The 10,790-nt window shown below is 66.4% G+C and carries 8 protein-coding genes; 3 read left to right on the forward strand and 5 right to left on the reverse strand.

Annotated features, from left to right (window positions below; translation table 11 throughout):
* Together AC1DYX_RS21970 and AC1DYX_RS21975 are read right to left on the reverse strand one after the other, a co-directional pair.
* The coding region (locus tag AC1DYX_RS21970; RefSeq protein WP_477262769.1) for a J domain-containing protein at positions 1-615 on the reverse strand (615 nt) is incomplete at its 3' end.
* A 143-nt stretch (positions 616-758) separates the two neighbouring features.
* On the reverse strand, positions 759-1,919 hold the full coding sequence (locus AC1DYX_RS21975; RefSeq protein WP_477262771.1) for a class I SAM-dependent methyltransferase: 1,161 nt from the start codon (positions 1,917-1,919) through the stop codon (positions 759-761).
* Between the two features lie 73 nt (positions 1,920-1,992).
* Between AC1DYX_RS21975 and AC1DYX_RS21980 the strand changes: the two genes are divergently transcribed.
* Genes AC1DYX_RS21980 through ttcA form a run of 3 tightly spaced genes read left to right on the forward strand, consistent with a single transcriptional unit; the run spans position 1,993 to position 4,169 of the window.
* Positions 1,993-2,796 (forward strand): SDR family oxidoreductase, encoded by an 804-nt coding sequence (locus AC1DYX_RS21980; protein ID WP_477262773.1) that lies wholly within the window; start codon positions 1,993-1,995, stop codon positions 2,794-2,796.
* 27 nt (positions 2,797-2,823) lie between these two features.
* Positions 2,824-3,222 (forward strand): dihydroneopterin aldolase, encoded by a 399-nt coding sequence (locus AC1DYX_RS21985; RefSeq protein WP_477262775.1) that lies wholly within the window; start codon positions 2,824-2,826, stop codon positions 3,220-3,222.
* A gap of 11 nt (positions 3,223-3,233) precedes the next feature.
* Positions 3,234-4,169: a tRNA 2-thiocytidine(32) synthetase TtcA gene (gene ttcA, locus AC1DYX_RS21990; RefSeq protein WP_477262783.1), complete on the forward strand. Its 936-nt coding sequence runs from the start codon at positions 3,234-3,236 to the stop codon at positions 4,167-4,169.
* A 95-nt stretch (positions 4,170-4,264) separates the two neighbouring features.
* Here ttcA and AC1DYX_RS21995 read toward each other — a convergent pair whose 3' ends face one another.
* The 3 genes from AC1DYX_RS21995 to AC1DYX_RS22005 all read right to left on the reverse strand — a co-directional run bounded on the left by AC1DYX_RS21995 (position 4,265) and on the right by AC1DYX_RS22005 (position 10,722).
* Positions 4,265-5,158 carry a glycosyltransferase family protein gene (locus AC1DYX_RS21995; protein WP_477262777.1) on the reverse strand — a complete coding sequence of 298 codons (894 nt, stop codon included), beginning with the start codon at positions 5,156-5,158 and terminating at the stop codon, positions 4,265-4,267.
* A gap of 345 nt (positions 5,159-5,503) precedes the next feature.
* A complete protein-coding gene (locus tag AC1DYX_RS22000; protein WP_477262779.1) occupies positions 5,504-7,051 on the reverse strand; it encodes a S41 family peptidase in 1,548 nt (515 codons plus the stop codon).
* Between the two features lie 119 nt (positions 7,052-7,170).
* A complete protein-coding gene (locus AC1DYX_RS22005; RefSeq protein ID WP_477262781.1) occupies positions 7,171-10,722 on the reverse strand; it encodes an indolepyruvate ferredoxin oxidoreductase family protein in 3,552 nt (1,183 codons plus the stop codon).
* Positions 10,723-10,790: the final 68 nt, after the last annotated feature.

Consider the following 10,790-nt stretch of genomic DNA (forward strand, 5'->3'; position numbering starts at 1 on the left):
CGCCCAGCCGTCGGCGCCGGCATCGCTGCCGGGCGCCTCCGGCGCCGTGTTCTGGGCCGATGCGGCAGCGGAGGCGGACGCCGCCGCGGGCGCGCTGGCTGGCGCGGCAGCCGGTGCCGTGACTGGTGCCGTCACTGGTGCGGTGGCGGCGGACGGGGCCCAGCCAGTCCAGGCCAGTGCGCTCGGCAGGAATTTCGGCGGATCGAGCAATACGAGGGTCAGCGCGCCGCCGCCCGCGAACGCGGCCAGCATCAGGCCCCACCAGCGCGGATCGCGCAACGCGCGCCAGCGCGACGGCTTCTCGACCTGGCGCGGCTCCCAGTGCTGGTCGCCTCTCGCCTTGTCGCGGCCCTCGTCGCCATGCGTGCTCTCCAGCCACTCGACTTCCCACTCTTCCGACGCGATCCAGTCGTCGTGCTCCTTGCGCCGGACGGGATCGGACAGGATGTTATAGGCCGTGTTGACGATGGCCATGATGCGCGCCGCGCGTTCGTCGCCCGGGTTCTTGTCGGGATGGTATTTCTGACTCAGGGCCTTGTAGGCCGCACGAATGACTTCCTGCGGGGCATGGCGCGACACCTTCAGGTTGTCATAATGGGTATGGATCTTGGCCATGGTCGGAGTCAGGTTGCACGGGCGCCGCTGCTATTCTAATACTAGCCGATTGAGCCCATGACGGCAGAGGCACAGGGGCCCCCTGCCGTATGGACGGCATTACAGCATAGCCGGGTTTGTGTCCACCGCGCAAGATGTCAGTATCACAACTTGTGGCTGCGGTCCGCGCGTTCGATGGCCGGCTCGGCCACGACATCCCTGCCGACGATGAGTACCTTGAACAATTCCCCCATTTCAGCCGGCGACACGAGCTTTTGCACCGCCTTCGATTGCGGCAGGTAGCGCAGCGCGTCTTCCGGATCCGTGCGCAACAGCAGTTCGCCGATGCCGGACGCCAGCAGGAAGGCGGCCTGGCTCATATAGCCGAGCACGTCCAGTCCGGCGCCATGGGCCGCCAGCGCCATCGCCGTGAAATCGACGTGCGCCGTGATGTCCTGCAGGCCCGGCAGGTAGAAGGGATCCGGATGCGCATGGTGGCGGTAATGACACATCAGCGTGCCGCTCRTGCGTTCGTCGAAATAGTATTCGTGGGCGGGGAAACCGTAATCGATCAGGATCGCGGCGCCCTTGCCCTTTTCAAACATCTGCGCCAGCGAGCGCATGAAGCCGCACGCGATGGGGTGTACTTCGGTGAGATAACCGTCCTGCAGGGCGTCGCCTTCAGCGATTTGGCTTTCAATCTGGCGTTCGATCTGCTCCAGCAGGGCGGCATCTGCCAGGGCCGGCGCGAAGGCAAAATGGCCGGCGTCGACCGTCACCATCTGGCGCTGCCAGCGGCCGCCGTCGCGCACGACCAGCTCGACCGGCATCGCATCGAGCACCTCGTTGGCGAGGACGACGCCGTGGAACGCGTCGGGAAACCCGTTCATCCAGCGCACCTGCGGGAAATCCTTCAGTGCCTCMTGCTGGCGCGCGCGCAGCTCGCCCGACAGTTCGATGATCGTATAACTGTCGACGCGCACGCCAAGTTCGGCCAGCGTCGTCAGCACGTCAACCGCGAGTTTACCGGTACCGGCGCCGAATTCGATGATGTTGGGGCCACTTTGGGCCATAATAGCGGCGGCCGCGCGCGCCAGCGTGGCGCCGAACAGCGGGCTGATCTCGGGCGAGGTGGTGAAATCGCCATCGCGGCCCAGCTTGGCCGCACCGCCGCTGTAATAGCCGAGATTCGGCGCGTACAGGGCCAGTTCCATGAAACGCGAAAACGGGATGGCGCCGCCCTGGTCGGCGATCTCGGCAGCGATCATGCGCTGCAAGGCGTGGGACGCGGCCAGCGCGTCGCTGGAGGGAAGAGGTAGGGACATCCGGCCATTGTAGCGAGAATCGGCAGGGACCAACAAACGCACGGCCGGCCCGCCGGCGCGGCATGCATTCACGATGATACAGCTAGACTCACATCATAATCCAACCGACGCCGCCGCCAGCCGCGCGCGCGTGGCCCTCGTCACCGGCGCCGGACGGCGCATCGGCCGCGCCATCGCGCTCGGCCTGGCGGAAGCCGGCTGGGACGTCGCCGTGCACTACCGCCAGTCGGCGGCGGACGCCGACGAGGTCGTGGCGGCGATCCGCGCCCTGGGCCGGCGCGCCGTCGCGCTGCACGCCGACCTGGCAGATGACGCGGCCGTGCACGCCCTGCCGGGCCAGGCCGTGCACCTGCTGGGCGGACTGGATTGCATCGTCAACAACGCTTCGTTGTTCGAATACGACAAGCCGAGCACGTTTTCTCCCGCCCTGCTGGCCGCCCACATGCAGTGCAACGTGGCCGCGCCGCTGCTGCTCGCGCAGGCCCTGCACGCGCTCGTGCCGGACGGCGGCCAGGCCGTCGTGATCAACCTGCTCGACCAGAAACTGTACAATCTCAACCCGGATTTTTTGTCGTACACGTTGTCCAAGGCGGCATTGCAGACGGCCACCACGATGCTGGCCCAGGCATTGGCGCCGAAACTGCGCGTCGTCGGCGTCGCGCCCGGCATCACGCTGGTCTCCGGCGACCAGAGCCCGGACGGCTTCGAGCGCGCGCACCAGGTCACGCCGCTGGGGCGCTCGTCCACGCCGCAGGACATCGTCGACGCCGTGTGCTACGCGGCGAACGCCAGGGCGCTGACCGGCACCACCCTGCTCGTCGACGGCGGCCAGCACCTGATGCCGCTGGCGCGCGACGTGATGTTTTTGACCGAATAACCCCTCCTTTTATTTCGAAGGTTTCCTATGTTGTCCGCCCTGTTCTACCCGCAACTGCGCGACTGCCGCAGGCTGTTCCTGCGCAATTACGAAGTCATGATCAACATCGGTGTCCATGAGTTCGAAAAGAAGGGCGAGCAACGCGTCCTGATCAATGTCGACCTGTACATCCCGCTCGCCCTGTCGACGCCGAAGGACGACCAGTTGCACGAAGTGGTCGACTATGACTTCATGCGCGAGACGATCGCCCGGCGCATGGCGCAGGGTCACGTGCACCTGCAGGAAACCCTGTGCGACGACGTCGTGAAGGCGATGCTGGCCCACCCGCACGTGCGCGCCGCCCGCGTATCGACGATGAAGCCCGACGTATATCCCGACTGCGAAGGCGTCGGCGTCGAAGTATTCCAGATCAAGGATGAAGCATGAACGAAGTGACGATGGCCCGGGGCGCGATTGCCCGTCCGGCCGAGGCACCTGACACCGTCGACAAGAAGGCGGAAAAGCAGGCCTACGAGAACAACAAGCTGCACAAGCGCCTGTGCCGCCTCGTCGGCCAGGCGATCGGCGATTTCAACATGATCGAGGACGGCGACAAGGTCATGGTCTGCCTGTCCGGCGGCAAGGACAGCTATGCGCTGCTGGACATCCTCATGACCCTGCGCGAGCGCGCGCCAATCAACTTCGACATCGTCGCCGTCAACCTCGACCAGAAACAGCCGAATTTCCCGGCCGACGTGCTGCCGGCCTACCTGACGCAACTCGGCATCCCGTTCCACATCGAGAACCAGGACACCTACAGCATCGTCAAGCGCCTGATCCCGGAAGGCAAGACGACGTGCTCGCTGTGCTCGCGCCTGCGCCGCGGCATCCTGTACCGCGTGGCGGACGAGCTGGGCTGCACGAAGATCGCCCTGGGCCACCACCGCGACGACATCCTCGAAACCTTTTTCCTGAACATGTTCTTCGGCGCGAAGATCAAGGGCATGCCGCCGAAACTCGTCTCGGATGACGGCAAGCACGTCGTGATCCGCCCGCTGGCCTATGTGAAGGAAGCGGACACGGAGCGCTACGCGGAAGTGAAACAGTTCCCGATCATCCCGTGCGACCTGTGCGGCTCGCAGGAAAACCTGCAGAGAAAGCAGATCAAGGCCATGCTGCGCGACTGGGAGAAGAAATACCCGGGCCGCGTGGAAAACATCTTCTCGTCGCTGTCGACCGTCGTGCCGTCGCACCTGATGGACCGCGACATGTTCGGCTTCACGGAACTGAAAGCCGATGGCGTGGCCAATCCGGCCGGCGACATCGCGTTCGACGAAGAGCCGTGCTCCACACCTTCCGGTACCGCGGGCACGATTCCGCTGCAACCACTCTGACCACGACGGCCGCGCGGCCTACTTCTTTTGTAGCCGCGCGCGGATGTCGTTGACCGCCATCAGGCCGGCCGATTCTTCGTAATGCGGGTTCTCGCTCACCCGGCCACGTCGGTCTCCGCCGGACTGGCGTCGCCCACGCGCCGGCTCGCGGGCCCGAGCTGGCGCAGCGCGCGGGCATTGATGCGGCCGCGCTCCGCGTCGCGCAGCCAGCCCCATTTATTGAAGTAACGCCAGGCCGACACGCTCCGCCGCCAGAACGACACCACCTCGGCGCGCCAGCCGCGCGCACCGGCGCGGCGCGCGTCGCGCACGACGGTCACGTGCGGCACGAACACGGTGCGCGCGATACGCGCGGCACGGCGCGCCAGGTCGACCGTGTCGAAGCGCTGCAGGAAGCGCTCGTCGAACATGCCCACGCGCAGCACCGTTTCGACCCGCATCAGCAGGCAGCAGGCCGGCGGCACCGGTACGTCCATCACCCGGCTGTAGCCGCTCGCATGCAGCTGGTAGCGCRCCAGCCTGCCGCTGGACCGGTGCAGCAGCGGAAAACAGCGCCCCAGCACCAGTTCCAGCGGGCCCGGCAGCAGGCTGCACAGAGGCTGCAAGCGGCCGTCATCGCCCTGCACGCGCGGCGCCAGCAGGCCGACGTCGGGGTGCTGCTCCATGTAGGCGATCATCCGGGCCACCGCGTCGAGCGGCAGGCCGATGTCCGGGCCGAGCAGCAGGTGGAACTGGCTGCCGGCGCCGGCCGCCTCGCGCAATACCCGGTTGTGGGCGCGCGCATCGCCGGGCCAGTCGGGCTGCGGGCGGTAATGCGCGCCATAGCGTCCGGCCAACGCCGCCAGGTTGGGCTGCCGCGCATCGTCGACCAGGTAGACCAGCAGGTGCGGGCATGCCGTCGCAAGGCTGAGCAGCAGGTGCTCGATCCGGTCCGGCGCCGCCGTGCCGCACACGATGCAACAGCTGGCCGGGACGGCCGTGGCACCCATGGTCAGCCCCCGCCGCGCCTGCGCGCCCGCCGGCGCGGATGGTCCGGGCGCCGATCGGTTTCACTCGCGAGCATGTCCATGGCAGCCCTCCGTCGATGAAGATCATGCGTTCAGACTCGCGCCGTGCGGGACAGTTGCAGCGGAATGGACGGCGCTTGCGCGGGATCAGGCCGCGTGCAAGTGCCGCCGCCGAAATCAACTGGAAGAGGTCCAAGGATGCATGGTCCGCAGATGCAGCGGACCATGTGAAAAGACAGGGCGGGTGCCCAGGTTGGAACGGTTCGGACGGAACAGGTTCATCCGCCCATCCCGGACCGGCGGCCCGGGATGGGCTCACGCGTCACGTCAACGCGCCTGCATTCTGGGATAGATCGCGATCTTCTTCACCTGCGCCCGCGCGAGATGCCTCGGCACCGAGGTCACGAGCGCCGCCGTCGCCGCCGGGCACGTGTTGCTGGCGCGGTAGGACAGTGCGGCCGCCAGCATGCCCTCGGCCGGGTCGCCCAGCGCGTGTGCCATGTCGTCGGCCACGGTGCAGGTCGGTGCGAAGCCGTCCGCGTAATCGCCGAAGCCTTTCGCGTTCACGCCCTGGAACTGGATCGTGAAATACGTCGTGCCGCAGTTGTCCATCGGCGTGAAGCCATAGGGCTTGCCGCAGGTCTGGCCGCCGATGAGGTCGACCTGGACATCCACGCCGCGCAGGCCGTTGATCACGGCTTCGCTGGCCGAGCACGTGTCGGACGACGTCAGCAAGGTCACGCGATTCAGACCCAGGTAAGGCAAGGTGCTGCCACGCGGCGCGCTGAAGCCGTAGGCCGTATTGAAGAACGGGACGGCGGTGCCGGGCGTCGTCTTGTCGTTGTAGACCGGACGGTCGAACGTCCTGCCGGCCACGCCTGGCCCCGCGATCATGTAGGCGAGTTCGCTGGCGACGTACAGCAGGCCGCCGCCGTTGTAGCGCATGTCGAGCACGAGATCCGTCGCGCCCTGGCTCTTCAGGCTCGCGAACGCATTGATCAGCTGCTGTTCGGAGACGACGTTATGGTCTTCGAAGCTCAGGTAACCTACCTTGCCGGTCGGGGTGTCCATCACCTTGACGTTTTTCACGGGCGTCGTCGTGACGACCGCCGACGTCAGCGCAACGTCGAGCGAGCCGGCGCCGCGGCGCACGGTGAACGTGTGGTGCTCGCCCGCAGTGGCCGGCAACAGGCCGGCATTCAGCTTGTCGATCTGCGCATCGTCGGTGGTGTTGACGAAATCGATGCCGTCGATGCCCGTCAACATGTCGCCGCGCTGGATGCCGGCCGTGGCGGCCGGCGAACCCGGCTCGACGATCGCTGCCAGCCAGGTGCGCGGGGCCGTCGTGGAATTCACCGACCAGGTGACGCCATAGCCCGTGTCCTGGCTCTCATTCGTGAGCGCATCCCATTCCGCCGTCGAGTAGGTGAAATGGAAACGGTCCTTGGGCTTTTTCGATGCGGTCTCGTAGGGCGTCTTGAGCGCCTCGAAATAATCGAGCGTGTTCGTGAAGTCCGCCATGCGGACGGTCGCAGGGATTTCGTTGTACCAGAGATACGTGGCGTCGGTCCAGCCTCGCAGGAATTTCATTTCGTCCTGCAGCGTGCCCTGGCGGTCCGGGAACGGCACACCCTCGGCATCGACGCCCGTGCGCGGCGCGGCGCACAGGTTCTGGTAACTCATGTAGTCGGCCGGGATCGGATCCGGGCTCGGCGTCGTCGGCGATCCGGGGGTGGTCGCGACCGGAGACGATGCACTGGTGGAGGAACCTCCGCCGCCGCCGCCACACGCGGACAATGTCAGCAGCACCGCGAAGGCGCTTGCGAACAGGCGGATCGAAGGAGTGAGGACTGGGGTGCTGGATGGCGAGCTCATGCATTTGATTATAGTCGGCGCTTATGCGAGCACGATATCCAAATGTAACGTGAGCAATATTTTTTTGGAAACATCGCCTGCCGGCGTCCAGCCCGGCAGGCGATCGTGCACGGCCGCGTTCAGGCGGCGCGCGGGGCCGTGTCGCCCGCGTGGAATGCGGCCACCAGTTCCGCTTCCTTGCGCATGGCCGCGTTCAGGTTGCGTTCCTTGACGTGGCCGAAGCCGCGGATGTCTTCCGGAATGCTCGCGATCGCGACCGCCTGCGCCAGGTTACCGGCCGTCAGCCTCGGCAACAGACTGTCGATGGTGAGTCGATACTCCTGGATCAGGGCGCGCTCCATCCTGCGCTCGGCCGTGTGGCCGAACGGATCGAACGCCGTGCCGCGCAGGCCTTTCAGCCTTGCCAGCACACTGAACGCCTTCATCATCCACGGACCRAATTCCTGCTTGATCAGGTGGCCGTCCTTGTCCTTCTTCGCCAGCAGCGGCGGCGCCAGGTGGAACTTCAGCTTGACGTCGCCTTCGAACATGCCGTCGATCTTCGCCATGAACGCCGGATCCGTGTACAGGCGCGCGACCTCGTACTCGTCCTTGTAGGCCATCAGCTTGTGCAGGTAGCGCGCGACGGCCTCCGTCAGGCGTGTCGCCTTGCCCAGCTTGTCTTCCGCGACGCGGACCCGGTCCACGAACGCCTTGTACTGCTGCGCATACGCGGCATCCTGGTAGGCGGTCAGCAATTCGACGCGGCGCCTGACGAGATCGTCGAGCGCCGGCGTGCGCCTGAATTCCACGACCCTGGCGGGCGTGGTCAGCTTGAGCACGGACGGCAGGTCGTGCGCGGCCGTGCGGCCCCAGTTGAATGCGGCCTTGTTGAAGCCGACCGAGACGCCGTTCAACTCGATCGCCTTCATGATCGACGCTTCCTGCAACGGCACGTGCCCCTTCTGGAACGCATAGCCCAGCATGAACATATTGGTGGCGATGGCGTCGCCCATCAGCGTGGTGGCGATGTGGCCGGCGTCGACGAAATCGACGTTGCCCTCCCCGCACGCCTGCACGATGGCGCCGCGCGAACCCTCGGCCGGGAATTGCCAGTCGGGGTTACGGATGAACGCGGCGGTGGTGGCGCCGGTCGCGTTCACGGCGGCCCACGTGCGGCCCTCGCCCATGCGCGATAGCGCGTCGCGGCTAGCGGTCACGATCTGGTCGCAGCCGATCACGAGGTCCGCATTGCCCGTGCCGACGCGCGTCGAGTGCAGGTCGGCCTGGCGATCGGCCAGGCGCACGTGCGACATCACGGGGCCGCCCTTCTGCGCAAGACCGCTCATGTCCAGCACGAGGGCGCCCTTGTTCTCCACGTGCGCGGCCATCGCGAGGATCTGGCCGACCGTCACGACCCCCGTGCCGCCGATGCCGGTGACGAGGATGCCGAACGGCGTGGCCGTCGACGGGATGGGCGGCAGCGGCAGCGAGGGCGGCGTCGCTTCGGCCGTGGCAGCCTTCCTGGGCTTTTTCAAACCGCCGCCTTCGACCGTGACGAAGCTTGGGCAGAACCCGGTGACGCACGAAAAATCCTTGTTGCACGAGGACTGGTTGATCTGGCGCTTGCGGCCCAGTTCCGTCTCCAGCGGTTCGACCGACAGGCAGTTCGACTGCTTCGAGCAGTCGCCGCAGCCTTCGCACACGGCTTCGTTGATCACGGCGCGCCTGGCCGGATCGGGATACGCACCCTTCTTGCGGCGCCGGCGTTTTTCGGAGGCGCAGGTCTGGTCGTAGATCATCGCCGAGACGCCCGGCATCTCGCGCAGTTCGCGCTGCACGTCCATCAGTTCGGCGCGGTGGCGCACGGTGACGCCTTCGGCCCACGGATAATCGGCCGGGTACTTGTCCGGCTCGTCGGTGACGACGATGATCGGCTTCACGCCCTCGGCCGCCAGCTGGCGGCTGATCTTCGCGGGGTCGAGCGGGCCGTCGACCATCTGGCCACCCGTCATCGCGACGGCGTCGTTGTAGAGGATCTTGTACGTGATGTTGACCCTGGCCGCGACCGACGCCCGGATCGCCAGCACGCCCGAGTGGTAGTACGTGCCGTCGCCGAGATTGGCAAAGACGTGCTTCTCGTCCGTGAACGGCGCCTGGCCGATCCACGTGACGCCCTCTCCGCCCATCTGGGTGAAGGTGGACGTCTCGCGGTCCATCCACAGCACCATGTAGTGGCAGCCGATGCCGGCCAGCGCGCGCGAACCTTCCGGCACCTTGGTCGAGCTGTTGTGCGGGCAGCCGGAGCAGAAATACGGGATGCGGTCGGTTTCCGGATTCGCCTTCGGGATATTCTTGAGCACCAGCTCCTTCGCTTCCAGGAAGGCGATGCGTTCCTTCACGCGTTGCTCGACCGGGTGGCCGGCGCAATAGTGCGAGATGCGCGACGCGATCGCGCGCGCGACCTGGGCCGGGTTCAGTTCATAGGTCGCCGGCAGCAGCCAGTCGCCCTGGCCGGAGCGGCTCTTGACGCTCCATTCGCCCGTGTCGTCGAACTTGCCGACGACGCGCGGCCGCTCGCCGTCCGGCAGGTTGTACAGCTCTTCCTTCAGCGCGTATTCCAGCACCTGCCGCTTTTCCTCGACGACGAGGATCTCGTCCAGGCCGCGCGCAAAGTCCTGCACGCCGGGCGCATCGAGCGGCCAGGTCATGCCGACTTTATACAGGCGCAGGCCAATGTCGCGCGCCGCCTGCTCGTCGATGCCCAGGTCGGCCAGCGCCTGGCGGGTGTCGAGATAGCTCTTGCCGGCCGTGATGATGCCGATCTTCGGCTGCGGGCTGTCCCAGATGATCTGGTTGAGTTTATTGGCGCGCGCATAGGCCAGCGCGGCGTACCACTTGTAGTGGTTCATGCGCACTTCCTGGTCCAGCACGGCGTCCGGCCAGCGGATGTTCAGGCCACCCGGCGGCATCTCGAAGTCGGTCGGCAGGATGGTCTGCACGCGGTCCGGGTCGAGGTCGACGACGGCGCCCGATTCGATGATGTCGGTCACGCATTTCATCGACACCCACAGGCCGCTGTAGCGGCTCATCGCCCACGCATGCAGGCCGTAGTCGATGTATTCCTGCACGGACGACGGGTACAGCACCGGGATGCCGCAGTGGTGCAGGATGTGGTCGGACTGGTGTGCCGTCGACGACGATTTCGCCGCGTGATCGTCGCCCGCCAGCACGAGCACGCCGCCGTGCTGCGCGGAGCCTGCATTATTGCCGTGCTTGAAGACGTCGCCGCAGCGGTCCACGCCCGGGCCCTTGCCATACCACATGGCGAACACGCCGTCGTACTTCGCACCCCGGAACAGATTGGTCTGCTGCGTGCCCCAGACGGCCGTCGCCGCCAGGTCTTCGTTCATGCCCGGGTGGAAGTGGACGTGGTGGGCTTCCAGGTGTTGTTTCGCCTTCCACGCCGTCTGGTCGACCTGGGTGACGGGCGAGCCGCGGTAGCCGGTGATATAGCCTGCCGTGTTCAGGCCGGCCTTCAGGTCGCGCTCGCGCTGCAGCATCGGCAGGCGGATCAGGGCCTGGGTGCCGGTCATGAAGGCACGGCCGCGCTCCAGGGTCCATTTGTCGTCGAGCGTGATGTCGTGCGGCGGGTGCGGTTCCAGCTGGGTGCGGTCCAAAGGGGCGTTCATCGTGTCTCCAACGTAATTGTTTTTATGCGTTGCCGTACCGCGTAGGGTGGGCTCCCCGAGCCCACGCG

This window comes from Massilia sp. P2_C2 (assembly GCF_056404615.1).

Excerpts from the sequence above, each read along its gene's own strand:
- ttcA (WP_477262783.1), top strand. The coding sequence starts at position 3,234 with ATGGCCCGGGGCGCGATTGCCCGTCCGGCCGAGGCACCTGACACCGTC.
- AC1DYX_RS22000 (WP_477262779.1), bottom strand. The coding sequence starts at position 7,051 with ATGAGCTCGCCATCCAGCACCCCAGTCCTCACTCCTTCGATCCGCCTG.
- AC1DYX_RS21985 (WP_477262775.1), top strand. The coding sequence starts at position 2,824 with ATGTTGTCCGCCCTGTTCTACCCGCAACTGCGCGACTGCCGCAGGCTG.
- AC1DYX_RS21980 (WP_477262773.1), top strand. The coding sequence starts at position 1,993 with ATGATACAGCTAGACTCACATCATAATCCAACCGACGCCGCCGCCAGC.